Genomic DNA, 14,169 nt, shown 5'->3' with positions numbered 1-14,169 from the left:
ACGCCTCGGGGGACTCAGGCGGTCTCGGCCCAGTCGGTCTCGGCCGCGAGCGTAAGGAAGTCCTCGATGATCGGGCCGGCGGTGGCGGTGCCGTAGTCGCCCTCCTCCACGAACACGGCCACGGCCAGGTCGCCTTGGAAGGCGATCATCCAGGCGTGCGTCGCGGGCGGGTCGTCGGTCCCATACTGCGCCGTGCCTGACTTCGCTCCCACCTGGTCGCCAGGCACCTCCTGCAGGAATGTGGAGCTGCCGTTCTCGACAACCCCGTACATGAGCTGCTGCAGCTGGGTGGCCTCGGCGGAGGTGAGCGGTGTGGCCGGATCCAACGGAGCGTAGGGGCTGTCGGAGACGATCAGGGTCGGGTTGACGGTCTTCCCGGCCGCCACCGACGCGGCGACGCCGGCCATCGCCATCGGCGAGACCAGCACGCCGCCCTGCCCGATGAAGTCGGCAGCGTGCGTGGTCCCGGTCGCGTCATCCGGCACCGTGCCGGGGAAGTACGGGAACGGCCACTGCTGCTCGGTGGGCATCATGGCGCCGATGCCGAGGCTCGCCGCCGCATCGTGAAGGTCGGCGGCCGAGATCTCCTCATGCTGCGCGATCAGCGCCGTGTTGCAGGACTGCGCGATCGCCTCGCTCAACGGGATCGTGCCGACCGAACCGCTCGGGTAGCCGGGGTAGTTCTCGAACTCGTACCCGTCCACGGTGATCGTGGGCGTGCACGGCACCTCGGAGTCGGGCGTCATACCGGCGCGCAGCAACGCGAGCGCTGTCGCGATCTTGAAGGTGGACCCGGCCGGGTACTGCGCGACCGTGGCCGTGTTGAAGCCTTCACCGCCGGGGCCGGACGCCGCCGCGAGCACCTCGCCGGTGGAGGCCTGCAGCGCCACGATGGCGCTCGGTGACGCCACATCGGCCAGCCGGTCGTCGGCATAGGCCTGCAACGTCGATTCCAGCGTCAGCTCGACCTGCTGGCCGTCGACCGGGTCGGTCGAATAGAGCGAGACGTCGCCGCTGCCAGTTCCGGTCAATGTGACCTCGAGCCCGGGTGTCCCACGCAGCGAGGAGTCGAGCGAGCGCTGCAGCCCCGACAGACCCACGAGGTCGCCCTGCTCGATCTGGCCCTCGGAGTTCTCGATGATCTCCGCCGTCGCCTCGCCCACGGTCCCCAGCAGCGGGCGGGCGAAGTTCGGGGTGGGCGCCAGCCACATGAAGTCGTCCACCACGAGCACGCCCTGCAGGATCCTGAGGTCGTCCACGTGGTAGGTGTTAGCCTCGCTCGCACGGATCGTGATGGCCACCACGAAGGCTTTCTCGCCAGCCGCGAGCACCCGGTCCACGTAGCCCTGCTCATCGTTGAGCGCCAGACCTTCCGCCAGCGCTTGCGCCGCGTCCTCGTACTCGTCCTCCTCGAGGTTCTGCTTGTCGATCCCGATCCGCATCACGGGCCGCTCGGTCACCAGCACCTCACCGCCGCGCCCGGTCACCTCGCCGCGTTCGGCAGCCACGCGGCTGATCTCGATCGCGGACTCCTCGAGGGCGTCGGGATGGACGACGGCGGGATGCCAGACCGCGGTCCAGGTCGCCTCGGCCGGGTCCTCGCCGATGAGCTCGAGGCGGGCGTGGGAGGTGTACTCGAGAGGGTCGGCGCCCTCTCCCATGTCGAACGACCAGACCAACGGGACGTCCCGGAGATGGTCCGTTCCGCCGTCGGCATCTGTGACCTCGCCGGCCTCCTCGGCGGTGACCGTGCGCGGGAACTCGGCGAGCTCGCCGAGCACGGCGGCCAACTCGTCGCCGGCCGCGGCAGCGTCGTCGATCGGGGCGGTATCGAAGGTGCCGTCCGTGAGATCCTCGGCCAGGGCCCGCGCGGCATCGTTGGGGTCGGGCGGGGAGTCGTCGCTGCAGGCGGTCAGCCCGATGGTGGCCAGCACGATCGTGCAGAGGGCGACGATGCCGCGAGAGGAGCGCATGCGCCTCACCCTAGAGCGGCTGCCGGGGCTCACCGAGTCGGCGCACGAGGGCGCCACCGAACCTTCACGACCGGAGCCGAGCGGCTGAGATCAGCCCGAGCGCGGCCGGCGCCATCGGGAGGTGCGGTCGCGAGCGCGAACACGCCGATGGTGATGCGCCCGTACCCGCCCCGCCACGGTGATCGGGTCATGGACGCGGCGGTGATCGGGGTCACCAGCCGACTACCAACACGACCTTCCCCAGCGCCCGCCGAGTCTCGAGGGACCGATGCGCACGTGCGGCTTCGGCCAGCGGCAGCACAGTGCCCACGTAGGGCACGCGGGTGCCGTCGGAGGCGGCCTGCAACCCTGCTTGCTCCAGCTCGGCGAGCCGGTCGGTGATGGCTGGACCCAGCACGTCGACGACGTCGCGGTCCGGGGCGTCATAGCCCTCCTGATCCGCCGAGAACCGGATCATCCGACCGCCGGGCTCGAGCATTGCGTGGAGCGTGCGCGGCACGTCACCGCCGACGCCGTCAAGGAGGACTGTCAGTCGCGGCTCGGCGGCACGCAGCTCCGCCGGCCAGTCCGGATTCCGGTAGTCGATCGCGGTGTGGGCCCCGAATCGCCGCACGACGTCGAGCTTGGAGCCGCTGGCGAGCCCGACCACACGCGCTCCGACGTTGCGCGCCCCTTGCATCAGCAGCACACCGAGGCCGCCGGCGGCGGAGGTGACAGCCACGACGTCGTCCGCAGTCAGTCCGGCGAGGTCGAGGATGCCGGCAGCGGTGCGCCCGGTGCCGATCGCGGCCACGGCTGTCGGCGCATCGATCCCACCCGGCCGCTCGTGCACACGCACCGCCTCAACCACGGCCAGCTCGGCGTAGCCACCGCTTCCTCGTGGCCCGAGATGTGCAACGACGTCCATGCCGACCCAGCTCGGGTCGACCCCGGGACCAACCTGATCCACCCTCCCGGCTACCTCCCGTCCGGGCACCATCGGCAGCGGCGGCACGGCGAAGGTCGGCGGCGCCTGGCCTGCTCGGATGGAGGTGTCGAGCAGATGGACACCGGCCGCCTCCACGGCGATGCGGAGCTGCCCCGGACCGGGGACAGGGTCGGGGACCTCCTCCAGCTCGAGGACGTCAGCGGGACCGAAGGCGTGATGGCGGATCGCGTGCATGGACCCTATCCGACAACCTCAACTAGAGTTGAGGTCAATGCGGGACGTCAATCGTGAGATGCGGAGCCGCTCGTTGGCTCCTGGCGAGGTCGCCCATCGCGCGGGCGTCGCGGTCTCGGCGGGGCGCAGCCCCACCAAGGCCGACTGGGCCCGACTGTCCCGATCCTGGCGCACGTCGCTCGACGATCGCATCGCCCAGCTGGAGCGGCTGCGCGACACCCTCGACGGCTGCATCGGCTGCGGCTGCCTCTCGATGCGCTCGTGCACGCTCGCCAATCGCGGCGACAAGCTCAGCGACCACGGACCAGGCCCGGTCCGGATGCTCGGCCGGCGAACCGGGCCTGCTGAATAGTCAGCCCCCGGCGCGAGGCGCTCAGGTGCGCGCGGGCTCCCGCTGGCCGAGGTCGTCGTCGAGATCGCCGTCGGAGTGCGGGGCGTCCTCGATCACCTCGTCGTCGGCGAGGTGCGCGGCCTCGGCGGCGATCTCATCGGCGACGGTGGCTTCACCGCTCTCACCGGGCTCGTCGTGCAGCGTCTCGCGCAGCGGCACGGCCTTGATGAAGAGCGTCGCCACGAACGCGACCAGCACGAGCGGGATCGCCACGAGGAAGACCTGGTGCAGCGCATCGGCCAGTCCGAGCCGGATCGCTTCCTCGACCGGGTCGGGAAGCTGGGCGAGGACCGACGGGTCGAGCACGGCGTCGATGCCGATCGAGGTGCCCTCGGGCATCTGCGCGGCGACCGCCGGATCGAGGTGCTCGCCGATCGCCGTCTGCAAGCGCCCAGCCATCACGGTGCCGAGGACCGCGATGCCCACCGTACCGCCGGCGGACCGGAAGAACTGAGTGGCCGAGGTGGCGATGCCCAGGTCGCGGCGCTCGGCGGTGTTCTGCACCACGAGTGTGTAGGTCTGCATGGTGGCGCCGAGGCCGAGGCCGAGCACGACCATCGCGACCGTCAGCTGCAGATACGAGCTGCCGTAGTGCAGCTGCGTGAGCAGCCCGAACCCAGCGAGCATGAGCCCGGTGCCCGCGACCATGAACGCCTTGTACTTGCCGGTACGGGTGATCAGCATTCCGATGACCATGCTGAGCACGATCATCGAGAGGCTCATCGGCATCACGATCGCGCCCGAGCTGGTGGCGTTGGCCTTGAGCACGCCCTGGGCATAGACCGGGATGTAGAAGATCGCACCGAACATGCCCATGGCGACGGCGAGGCTCGCCACATTGGATGCGGTGAAGGTCGGGTTCCGGAACAGCCGGAGCGGGATCACAGGCTCGACCGCGCGCCGCTCGATCAGCACGAACGCGACCAGCGCGACAACGCCGACCCCGTACAGCCCGAGCACGTGCCAGTCCGACCACGGGTAGGTCGTGCCACCCCACGAGGTGGCGAGCAGGATCGTGACGAGCGCGACGGTCAGGGTGACGATGCCCCAGACGTCGATCACGGCCTTGCGCGGGGTGTGCGGCAGGTGGAGGTATTTCACGATGAAGAACAAGCCCGCGAGCCCGAACGGGATACCCACGAAGAACAGCCACTGCCAACCCCAGTGGTCGGTGATGAAGCCACCGGCGAGCGGTCCGGCGATCGAGCAGATGCCGAAGACAGCGCCCATGATGCCTTGGTACTTGCCACGGTGGCGGGGCGGGATCAGGTCACCGATGATGACCTGCGAGAGCGGCATCAGCGTGCCCATGCCGAGGCCTTGGATCACGCGCGCGCCCACCAGCCACCAGAAGTTCTGCGCGAGACCGCTCAGGACCGCACCGAGCATGAACACCACGAGGCCCGCGATGTAGAACGGGCGGCGGCCGTACAGGTCGGACAGCTTGCCGACCACGGGCACCACGACGGCGCTGGCCAGCATCGCCGAGGTCGCCAACCAGGAGTAGTGCTCCATGCCGCCGAGCTCGGCGACGATGATCGGCAGGGCCGGTGAGACGATCGTCTGGCTGATGGCGGCCACGAACATGCCGATCATCAGACCGATGAAGACGGCGCGCGCCTCGGGGCTGAGGTGGAAAGCCGCGGGGGCGCTGCTGGGGGCTGCTGTCGTCCTGGCAGCACGGGTGGGGGTGCTCATGAGTGGCTGACGCCATCCTCTCGATCGCGGAAACTGACTCACCGTACTCTTAAACTTGCACGCAATGCAATCTTGCATCTCATGTAGTAGGTTGAGATCCGTGACACAGACGGTTGAGCCCGAGGCGCCCGCAGCGCCGGGCCTGCGCGAGCGCAAGAAGCGTGCGACCCGCCGCTCGTTGCAGCGCGCGGCGCTGGAACTCGTGGCCGAGCGGGGTATGGACGAAGCCACCGTCGAGGAGATCGCCGCCGCTGCCGACGTGTCCACGCGCACGTTCTTCAACTACTTCGCCTCCAAAGAGGAGGCGCTGTCCACGACCGACCCCGAGGCACTCCAGGAGACGCTGGCGGCCATCGCTGAGCGACCGCCCGAAGAGTCGCCGCTGCAGGCCCTGCGCACGGTCCAGCTGCAACGTGCGCAGCAGATCGCCGGCGACACCGACTTCTGGCGGCTGCGCGCCCAGGTGATCAAGCACTACCCGGAGCTCGGGGCACGACTGGTGGGCGCCTCGCTCGCCGCCGACCACCAGGTCGCAGTGATCCTGGCCGAGCGGCTCGGCGTGGACCCACGAATCGATCCGCGACCGCACCTGATCGCGGGGGTGGCCACGGTGGCCAAGCGCACCGCCATGGGCCTGTGGTTGGCCGGCGGTCAGCACCGCGATTTCGTCGAGGTCCTCGCCGAGTGCTTCGACAGCCTCGGCCACCTCGAAGCGATCTCCTGATCCCCCGCACGGCGGAACTACGCCGAGCGCGAACTGATCAGATCTCCGCCTATTTGACGATGCGTGGTGTCGGACCTCGGGTCTAGCCTCAACGAGCACTGCCGACCCGAACCTGCCCACCCGCCACACCAGCACTGAATCGCGGACTGCGACCTATGACTCTTCTTCGACTCTCCCTGCGCTATGCCGCGCCTTACCGGATGTGGGTGGCCGCGGTCTTCGTGCTGCAACTCATCTCCACGATCGCGGCGCTCTACCTCCCCAGCCTGAACGGCCGGATCATCGACGAGGGCGTCAGCAGCGGCAACGTCCCGCTGATCTGGGACCTCGGCTGGCAGATGCTGGCCTGGTGCGCGATCCAGGCGATCACCGCGATCGCCGGCGTCTACTTCGGCGCCAAGACCGCCATGGCGGTCGGCCGCGACATCCGCCGCTCGATCTACAGCAAGGTCGACAGCCTCGGCGCGCTCGACATCTCCTCGATCGGCACCGGATCACTGATCACCCGCAACACGAACGATGTCCAGCAGGTGCAGATGCTCGTGCTGATGACGCTGAACTTCATGGTGTCGGCACCGATCATGTGCATCGGCGGCATCATCATGGCGCTCCGTGAAGACGCCGGGCTCTCCTGGCTGGTGTGGGTCTCGGTGCCGGTGCTGTTCGTGATCGTGGGCCTGCTGGTCCGTGTGCTGATGCCGCTGTTCCGGCAGATGCAGGAGCGGATCGACCGCATCAACGACGTCACGCGGGAGCAGGTCGTGGGCCTGCGCGTGATCCGCGCGTTCGTGCGCGAGCCGTTCGAGCGCGACCGCTACAAGGTCGCGAACGAGGCGATCACCGACACCTCGATCCGGGTCGGCAACGTGTTCGTGCTGATGTTCCCCACGATCATGATGGTGCTCCACATCGTCACGGCCGCCGTGCTGTGGTTCGGCGGCTACCGCGTGGACGCAGGCGAGATGAACGTGGGCCAGCTCAGCGCGTTCCTGCAATACGTGCTGCAGATCCTCGTCGCGGTGATGATGGGCACGTTCATGGTGATGATGATCCCGCGCGCCGTGGTCTGCGCCGAGCGGATCGAGGAGCTGCTCTCCACCGAGTCCTCGATGCCGGTCCGTGAGCGGCCCGCCGGCCCGCTTCCCGACGGCGGTCGTGTCGTGTTCGACCATGTCACCTTCGGGTATCCGGGCGCCGAGCGCCCCGTTCTCGACGACGTCTCGTTCGTCGCCGAGCCGGGCAGCACCACGGCGATCGTCGGATCGACCGGCTCGGGCAAGACCACGCTGGTCAAGCTGATCCCCCGGCTGTTCGACCCGCAGTCGGGCTCGGTGACGATCGACGGCGTCTCGGTGGACTCCTTGACCCGTCACCAGATCGCCGAGGTCGTGGGCCTGGTCCCGCAGCGGCCCTACCTGTTCTCCGGCACGATCGCCTCGAACCTGCGGTTCGGCAAGGGCGACGCCACCGACGAGGAGCTCTGGCAGGCACTCGAGGTCGCCCAGGGCGCCGACTTCGTGCGCGAGAAGACCGGCGAGCTCGATGCGCGCGTGGCGCAAGGCGGCAACAACGTCTCCGGCGGGCAGCGGCAACGACTCTGCATCGCGCGGGCGCTGGTGGCCCAGCCGCGGGTGTACGTCTTCGACGACTCGTTCTCCGCACTCGACGTCGCCACCGACGCGCGGCTACGAGCGGCGCTGGGGGAGGCGACCGGCGGCGCCACGGTGATCATCGTGGCGCAGCGGGTGTCCACGATCCAGCAGGCCGACAACATCATCGTTCTCGAGGATGGCGCGGTGGTCGGGCAAGGCACGCACGACGACCTCCTCGAGAGCAACGAGACCTACCGAGAGATCGTCGAGTCCCAGATGAGCATCGCAGGAGCCGGACAGTGACCGCACCGAACGAGACCGAGGAGCTCGTCGAGGACGAGTACGTCCCCGGCGAGGACGACATGGGTGCCTTCGGTGAGGGCGCGCCAGCGCGCAAGCCGAAGAACTTCTGGCCGTCGGCCAAGCGGCTGTTCGGCCTGATGGCGCCGTACAAGATCAGGTTCGCGATCGTGGTGCTGCTGGTGACCGCGTCGGTGGTGCTGACAGTGATCGCCCCCAAGATCCTCGGGCAGGCGATGGACGTGATCTTCGACGGCGCGATCGGACGCTCGCTCGCGCAGTTCGAAGGCATGAGCCTGGCCGACGTCGCCGAGATCCTGCGCGCCCAGGGTCAGGACGACTTCGCCGACATGCTCGAGGGTGCGGCCGGGATCATCCCGGGCGTCGGGATCGACTTCGCACGACTGGGCGAGCTGATCCTCATCGTGCTGGGGTTGTACATCGTGGCGTCGGTACTGATGTGGGCGCAGGGGTTCATCCTCAACCGCATCGTGATGGACGTCATCTACCACCTGCGCGAGGACATCGAGGAGAAGCTGCACCGTCTGCCGCTCTCCTACTTCGACACCCGCCAGCGCGGTGACCTGATGTCGCGCGTCACGAACGACGTCGACAACATGCAGCAGGCGTTGCAGCAGGCGTTCAGCCAGCTGGTGCAGTCGTTGCTGCAGATCGTCGGCATCGGCGTGATGATGTTCATCGTGTCCTGGCAGCTGGCGCTGCTGGCGCTGATCGCGCTGCCGCTGTCGGCGATCATCGCCGGCGTGGTCGGGTCGCGTTCGCAGAAGCTGTTCACGCAGCAGTGGAAGAGCACCGGCGAGCTCAACGGGCACATCGAGGAGTCGTACTCCGGCCTGGAGCTCGTGCGCGTGTTCGGCCGTGACAAGGAGATGCTCGAGGAGTTCGACAAGCGGAACGCCACGCTGTTCTCCAGCTCGTTCGGCGCCCAGTTCGTCAGCGGGATGATCATGCCGCTGATGCAGTTCGTGAACTACCTGCAGTACGTGCTGATCGCCGTGGCCGGCGGGCTCCGGGTCGCCTCGGGCACGCTGACGATCGGTGACGCCACGGCGTTCATCCAGTACTCGCGCGAGTTCGCCCAACCGCTGGGACAGGTCGCCGGTATGGCGAACATGCTGATCTCCGGTGTGGCTTCGGCCGAGCGGACGTTCGAGCTGCTCGACGCCGACGAGGAGGAGCCCGACACCGCGGAGTCGAGCCTGCCGCCTCGCACCGATGGTCACGTCGCGTTCGAGGCCGTCACGTTCTCCTACTCGCCCGAGGTGCCGCTGATCGAGGACCTGACGTTCCGGGTGGAACCAGGGCAGACGGTCGCGATCGTGGGCCCGACCGGCGCCGGCAAGACGACGCTGGTCAACCTGGTGATGCGCTTCTACGAGCTCGACGGCGGCTGGATCCTGCTCGACGGCGTCGACATCACGAAGCTGAGCCGGGCCGACCTGCGGAGCAAGGTCGGGATGGTGCTGCAGGACACCTGGCTGTTCGACGGCACGATCATGGAGAACATCCGGTACGGCCGCCTCGATGCGACCGACGAGGAGGTGATCGCCGCGGCCGAGGCCACCATGGTGGACCGGTTCGTGCGACAGCTCCCCGACGGTTACGACACGGTGGTCAGCACGGAGGGCGGGTCGGTCTCTGCGGGTGAGCGGCAGCTGCTGACGATCGCGCGCGCATTCTTGGCGAACCCCTCGTTGCTGATCCTCGACGAGGCCACCTCGAGCGTGGACACCCGCACCGAGCTGCTGGTGCAGCACGCGATGAACGCGCTGCGGACCGACCGCACCAGCTTCGTCATCGCGCACCGGCTCTCTACGATCCGTGACGCCGACACCATCCTCATGATGGAGAACGGCCGGATCGTGGAGCGCGGTAACCACGAGGAGCTCCTCGCGGCGAAGGGCGCCTACCACGACCTCTACATGACGCAGTTCCTCGGTGGCCACGAGGAGCCGGAGACCGACTCCGCGGTGATTGGCGGGGCGCCGATGGGCAGCCTCGCCCCGGCTCCGGCCGACGATTCCGGGCCTGCTCCGGCCTGACCCGGTTGCGGCGTCGTGGGCTCGTGCGTAGCGCGAGCGCACGGCGCCGGGGCGGCGTGCGCTCGGTCGGGCGTCAGTGCCCGGGGGCTTGGTCCCAGGAGGCGGCGGTGGCGAGCATGCTCACGGCGCGTCCTGACCGTCGGGGCAACGGGGGAGGTACCTGACGGTCAGCAGCGGCAGCCGCAGCGTCCTCGGCCGCCGGCTCCTGGGCGTTCGTGGACCCGCGGTCGGACCGGACGATGCTCGTCATCAGGTGCTCCTCGGGGTCGGTGAGGCCACTCTCACCGGAGAACCTGGCGACTGCCCGGCACGAGCCTGGGAGTTCGCTGGCACCGGAACCGGACACCGCCGTGCCGTTATCGTGGTCCGATGCCGACCCGACACCGGCTGCTCGCCTCGATGGCGTGCGCGCTGACGCTGGCCCTCGCCCTGGTGACGCCGGCGTGGGCGTCGTTCCGCGGTGACGTCGCGGCGTTGGTCAACGGTTCGCGCGGCGCCGAAGGGTTGAGCGCGCTCGGCGGCCACTCGGGGCTCGACGGCGTGGCGCAGGCCTGGGCGGAGCACCTCGCCGAGGTTCGGGAGCTCAGTCACAACCCGAGCTATGCGTCGCAGATCCCGGGCGGTTGGACCTCGGCCGCGGAGAACGTCGCCTTCAACTCTGCGCCCTCGGCGCAGGCGATGCACGCCCAGCTCATGAATTCGCCCGGCCACCGCGCGAACATCATGGGCGACTTCACGCACATCGGCGTGGGATACGCGACCGATGCCGATGGCGGAGGCTGGCTCGTGGAGGTCTTCGCGCACTACCCGGGCGGCAACGCAGCAACGACTCCCCCGGGCGAGGCGACCACGTCGGCATCCTCCGCGGCTTCGTCGGCACCCACGACGGCGGAGCCCCCCTCGGTCCCGGACGGCTGGCTCGGTCTGGGCTCGTCCGGAGCAGACGTGCGCGCGCTGCAGGAGGACCTCGCAGCCCTCGGCTACGAGGTGGTGTCCGACGGTGACTTCGGCTCGCACACCCGGGACCGCGTGGCGCAGTTCCAGGCGGATGCGGGGTTGCAGGCCGATGGCCTCGCCGGCCCACAGACGCTTGAGGCGATCGAGGCCGCGCTCGCGGCGCAGCACGAGGCCGCCGAGTCGGAGCCGAGCACCACCGAGCCCACCACCGAGGCGACGGAGGAGACCACAGAGGCTGCGCCGTCGGGCGCTCCGGACATCGTGCCGACCGAGGCGACGAGACTGATCGGGACGGCGAGATCGGTGAACGGACTGCCGGCTGTGGGCGTGCTGATCGGGACGCTCGGTGCAGCGGGCGCGGGGCTCGCGGCGCTGCTGCTCGTGCGGCGCCGGATGGCACGCCGGTAGATTCGTCAGCATGGAGCCGACCTACGCGGACCCCGGCACCCCGCCGGCACGGGAGGATCGGCGACGCTCTGTGACGGCGGCGTTCGTGCAGCTCGCGAGCCCGTTCGTGTTCGTGGGGGTGCTGTTCTTCGGCCTGGTGGTGGAGATCCCGGTGCCGGTCAACCGAGACCCGCACGGCTACGGGCAGATTTTCGGGTTCCTGTTCTCGTTCCTGCTGATGATCCCGGGCATCGCGCTGCCGGGCATCGCGATCCCGTTGCTGCGGAAGGCGCGGCGCGGCGGGGCGGTGCTGCTGATCGTGGCATCGCTGATGTGGGTGCTGCTGTTCCTCGTGCTGGCGACCGGATTCCCCGGCGGCATCGCTGAGATCGAGTGGAGCCGCATCGTGACGATGGTGGTCAGTGTGCTCTGGGCGTTCCTGTGCTGCGTCTGCGCCTGGGTCGGATTCCGGGCATTCGGGCGATTCCCGCCCCGCTGAGGCACCCTGAGCGGGAGACTGAGCGCATGTATCCACCAGGGCCGATCAGCATCGGCGAGGGCGAGGCGGGTCTCAGCTACAGCGGCGTGTACGCGGCGGCGGAGCGTGACCGGGTGATCGCGGCGCTCGGCGAGATGCGGTTCACCGGCTACGTCGGCCCGCAGGAGGGCACGTGGGTGTTGGCGGTAGCCGGCAACCCGCTGGCGAAGGTGGCCGGCAAGAAGCGGCGGATCGACGACGTCGCGCGCGAACTGGCAGCCACTCTCGGGGTGGTGACGCTCGCGGCCGAGGTGGACAAGGACTCGCGGCTGCGGCTGTGGGGCTTCGACGCCGACGAGGTGCTGCCGCCCTACGACTCCGACCCGCCGGACGAGGACGATGAGCCGGGAGGGATCACGCTCGACGACTTCGGGAACCCGGTCATGGGTGCAGGAGCGTTCGCGGACAACGAGATGGTGGCGGTCTCGCTGCTCTCGGCGTTCGCCGCCGAGGACGAGGAGGGCAAGCTCGGCGAGATGCTTGACGAAGAGCTCGGCGAGGACACCAACGAGTCGGAGCGGCTCACCGGCGTGCTGCGACTGCTGGGGCTCCCCACGTGGATCGTCTCCTCCGACTCGCTGCCGCGCCGCGTGCCAGGCGGACCGGACAGGGACGAGGTGCTGCGCCTTGGCGCCGGGAAGCCCGGCGTGCAGGGGTGGTTCGCCGATGCGCTGCGGCGCCCCGTGCGACCGAAGCCGAAGCGGGATGACTCCTGAGGCGATCCCGCGAGGGAGCCGCCGTTCATCGACGGGTGCCGCACCCGCAGCCGCGCCACACGGGTCCGATAGCGTCACGATCATGACGCTCGCCTCCTCGGTCGCGGCGCCCGGCGGTCGTGATGCCGACATGATGCCGGGCACGATCCGGGCGATCCAGCTGCTGCTGGCCGGCGTGCTGCTCTTCGGGATCGCCGTGGTGACCGTGGCCAGCGAGATCCGCCATCCGACCCTGCTCGCACTCGGACTGATGGTGACCATCCTCGCGACGGCTGTGGCGCTGGTGGCGCCGTGGAGCCGGCTTCCCCACTGGGCCGCCGCGGTACTCCCGGCACTGGACGCGATCGCGGTCGGGCTCTTGCGGGAGGCGAGCCCGAGCGCGGGGCTGGGGTTGTTGTGGGCCTTCCCCACGATCTGGGCAGTCTGGGCCTTCGGCGTGCCGGGCGCCATCACGTCCGTGGTCGCCGTCTCCACCGCCTACTGGCTGCTCGGCTCGATGGGCTCCTCACCGGTCAACGCCGACCTGGCCATGATCTTTCCCGCGACCATCGCGGTCCTTGCCTGCGTCACCTACGTGATCCGACGACGATCGCGTGCTCAGCGCGATCTGCTGCAGCGGCAGTCGGTCGTGCTGCGTCGGGCGACCGCACGAGCGCAACGCCAGGAGGCGCTGGTCACCGACGTGCTCGACGCTGTCGACTTCGGCGTGGTGGGGTTCGACAACCGTGGCGACATCACGATCTCCAACGACGCCCACCACCGGCTAGAGCAGCTCCGCGCCGGGGCCGCCGTCTACGACGCTGATGGCCTCACGGCACTGGCGGCAGCGGACGAACCGATCGCACGTGCGATGCAGGGCGAGACCTTTGACGACGCCCTGGTCTGGTACGGCGATCCGGGGGCGCCTGACCGCACCGCCATGCAGTTCACTGCACGTGCAGACCCAGCCGGCGGCGCTGCCGGTAGCCGGATCGTTGTCACGCGCGAGGTCACTGACGAGCTGCTCGCACTGCGATCACGTGAGGATCTGGTCGACTCTGTCTCGCATGAGCTCCGGACTCCGCTCACCTCGATCCTGGGCTACCTCGACCTGGCCAGCGAGGACGACCTGCCAGAGTCCACACGGCGCAGCCTTGCGGTCGCCGAGCGGAACGCGGAGCGGCTGCTCGCCCTGGTGACCGACGTGCTGGCGGCGTCCGCAACCTCGCGGATGGGGCTCGCGCTGCGGATCGAGCCGAGAGCGGCCGAGCTGTCCGAACCGGTGCTGGCCGCCGTCGAGTCGGCGCAGACTCGCGCGGCCGCACGTCTGGTCACGATCGACGTCGCGGGTGTCGAACCCACGGTGGCTGTCATTGACACGCACCGCATCCAGCAGGTGATGGACAACCTCATCGGCAACGCGATCAAGTACGGGCGCGACGGCGGCCGGATCGAGGTCGGCTGCGCGAGCGACGGCGACCATGCCTGGCTGGTGGTGCGAGACGACGGACCTGGCGTGGCGCAGGTAGACCTCCCGCACGTGTTCGACCGCTTCTACCGGTCCGACGGTGTCCGTAAGTCCAGCGTCCACGGCAGTGGACTCGGCCTCGCGATCAGCCGTGACATCGTGCGAGCGCATGGTGGAGAGATCACGGTCAGCAGCGAACCCGGCCGCGGCGCGAGCTTCGT

12 protein-coding genes are annotated in these 14,169 nt (G+C 69.3%); 8 read left to right on the top strand and 4 right to left on the bottom strand.

Features of this window, described 5'->3' with window-relative positions; all coding sequences use genetic code 11:
• Nucleotides 1-14: 14 nt before the first annotated feature.
• Both ACOJSN_RS23755 and ACOJSN_RS23750 read right to left on the bottom strand, forming a co-directional pair.
• A complete protein-coding gene (locus tag ACOJSN_RS23755) occupies nucleotides 15-1,973 on the bottom strand; it encodes a penicillin-binding transpeptidase domain-containing protein (RefSeq protein WP_420114956.1) in 1,959 nt (652 codons plus the stop codon).
• A gap of 211 nt (nucleotides 1,974-2,184) precedes the next feature.
• On the bottom strand, nucleotides 2,185-3,135 hold the full coding sequence (locus tag ACOJSN_RS23750) for a zinc-binding dehydrogenase (protein WP_420114955.1): 951 nt from the start codon (nucleotides 3,133-3,135) through the stop codon (nucleotides 2,185-2,187).
• Nucleotides 3,136-3,172: 37 nt separating this feature from the next.
• On the opposite strand from ACOJSN_RS23750, the gene ACOJSN_RS23745 reads away from it, so the two are divergent.
• On the top strand, nucleotides 3,173-3,487 hold the full coding sequence (locus ACOJSN_RS23745) for a MerR family DNA-binding protein (RefSeq protein WP_420114954.1): 315 nt from the start codon (nucleotides 3,173-3,175) through the stop codon (nucleotides 3,485-3,487).
• A gap of 21 nt (nucleotides 3,488-3,508) precedes the next feature.
• Here ACOJSN_RS23745 and ACOJSN_RS23740 read toward each other — a convergent pair whose 3' ends face one another.
• Entirely contained in the window at nucleotides 3,509-5,224 is a 1,716-nt protein-coding gene (locus tag ACOJSN_RS23740; protein ID WP_420114953.1) for an MDR family MFS transporter, read from the bottom strand.
• 100 nt (nucleotides 5,225-5,324) lie between these two features.
• On the opposite strand from ACOJSN_RS23740, the gene ACOJSN_RS23735 reads away from it, so the two are divergent.
• The 3 genes from ACOJSN_RS23735 to ACOJSN_RS23725 all read left to right on the top strand — a co-directional run bounded on the left by ACOJSN_RS23735 (nucleotide 5,325) and on the right by ACOJSN_RS23725 (nucleotide 9,903).
• Nucleotides 5,325-5,948 (top strand): TetR/AcrR family transcriptional regulator, encoded by a 624-nt coding sequence (locus tag ACOJSN_RS23735; protein ID WP_420114952.1) that lies wholly within the window; start codon nucleotides 5,325-5,327, stop codon nucleotides 5,946-5,948.
• 155 nt (nucleotides 5,949-6,103) lie between these two features.
• Nucleotides 6,104-7,843 (top strand): ABC transporter ATP-binding protein, encoded by a 1,740-nt coding sequence (locus tag ACOJSN_RS23730; RefSeq protein WP_420114951.1) that lies wholly within the window; start codon nucleotides 6,104-6,106, stop codon nucleotides 7,841-7,843.
• 59 nt (nucleotides 7,844-7,902) lie between these two features.
• On the top strand, nucleotides 7,903-9,903 hold the full coding sequence (locus ACOJSN_RS23725; protein WP_420114970.1) for an ABC transporter ATP-binding protein: 2,001 nt from the start codon (nucleotides 7,903-7,905) through the stop codon (nucleotides 9,901-9,903).
• 73 nt (nucleotides 9,904-9,976) lie between these two features.
• Here the strand turns inward: ACOJSN_RS23725 and ACOJSN_RS23720 are convergent, their stop codons facing one another.
• Entirely contained in the window at nucleotides 9,977-10,153 is a 177-nt protein-coding gene (locus ACOJSN_RS23720) for a hypothetical protein (protein ID WP_420114950.1), read from the bottom strand.
• Between the two features lie 119 nt (nucleotides 10,154-10,272).
• Between ACOJSN_RS23720 and ACOJSN_RS23715 the strand changes: the two genes are divergently transcribed.
• The 4 genes from ACOJSN_RS23715 to ACOJSN_RS23700 all read left to right on the top strand — a co-directional run.
• Complete coding sequence (locus ACOJSN_RS23715) at nucleotides 10,273-11,268, top strand: peptidoglycan-binding protein (RefSeq protein WP_420114949.1); 996 nt, start codon at nucleotides 10,273-10,275, stop codon at nucleotides 11,266-11,268.
• A 10-nt stretch (nucleotides 11,269-11,278) separates the two neighbouring features.
• Nucleotides 11,279-11,746 (top strand): hypothetical protein, encoded by a 468-nt coding sequence (locus tag ACOJSN_RS23710; protein ID WP_420114948.1) that lies wholly within the window; start codon nucleotides 11,279-11,281, stop codon nucleotides 11,744-11,746.
• Nucleotides 11,747-11,772: 26 nt separating this feature from the next.
• Nucleotides 11,773-12,501 carry a hypothetical protein gene (locus ACOJSN_RS23705; RefSeq protein WP_420114947.1) on the top strand — a complete coding sequence of 243 codons (729 nt, stop codon included), beginning with the start codon at nucleotides 11,773-11,775 and terminating at the stop codon, nucleotides 12,499-12,501.
• Nucleotides 12,502-12,583: 82 nt separating this feature from the next.
• A partial coding sequence (locus ACOJSN_RS23700; protein WP_420114946.1) for a sensor histidine kinase occupies nucleotides 12,584-14,169 on the top strand: 1,586 nt, incomplete at its 3' end.

It is taken from the genome of Pseudactinotalea sp. (assembly GCF_048594945.1).
GTDB lineage: Bacteria > Actinomycetota > Actinomycetes > Actinomycetales > Beutenbergiaceae > Pseudactinotalea.
Note: the sequence above shows the minus strand (reverse complement) of the source record. Positions and strands in the feature narration are given on the sequence as shown.

Coding starts and splice junctions, on each gene's coding strand:
- ACOJSN_RS23755 (WP_420114956.1), bottom strand. CDS start 1,973: ATGCGCTCCTCTCGCGGCATCGTCGCCCTCTGCACGATCGTGCTGGCC.
- ACOJSN_RS23750 (WP_420114955.1), bottom strand. CDS start 3,135: ATGCACGCGATCCGCCATCACGCCTTCGGTCCCGCTGACGTCCTCGAG.
- ACOJSN_RS23745 (WP_420114954.1), top strand. CDS start 3,173: ATGCGGGACGTCAATCGTGAGATGCGGAGCCGCTCGTTGGCTCCTGGC.
- ACOJSN_RS23740 (WP_420114953.1), bottom strand. CDS start 5,224: ATGAGCACCCCCACCCGTGCTGCCAGGACGACAGCAGCCCCCAGCAGC.
- ACOJSN_RS23730 (WP_420114951.1), top strand. CDS start 6,104: ATGACTCTTCTTCGACTCTCCCTGCGCTATGCCGCGCCTTACCGGATG.
- ACOJSN_RS23725 (WP_420114970.1), top strand. CDS start 7,903: ATGGGTGCCTTCGGTGAGGGCGCGCCAGCGCGCAAGCCGAAGAACTTC.
- ACOJSN_RS23720 (WP_420114950.1), bottom strand. CDS start 10,153: ATGACGAGCATCGTCCGGTCCGACCGCGGGTCCACGAACGCCCAGGAG.
- ACOJSN_RS23715 (WP_420114949.1), top strand. CDS start 10,273: ATGCCGACCCGACACCGGCTGCTCGCCTCGATGGCGTGCGCGCTGACG.
- ACOJSN_RS23710 (WP_420114948.1), top strand. CDS start 11,279: ATGGAGCCGACCTACGCGGACCCCGGCACCCCGCCGGCACGGGAGGAT.
- ACOJSN_RS23705 (WP_420114947.1), top strand. CDS start 11,773: ATGTATCCACCAGGGCCGATCAGCATCGGCGAGGGCGAGGCGGGTCTC.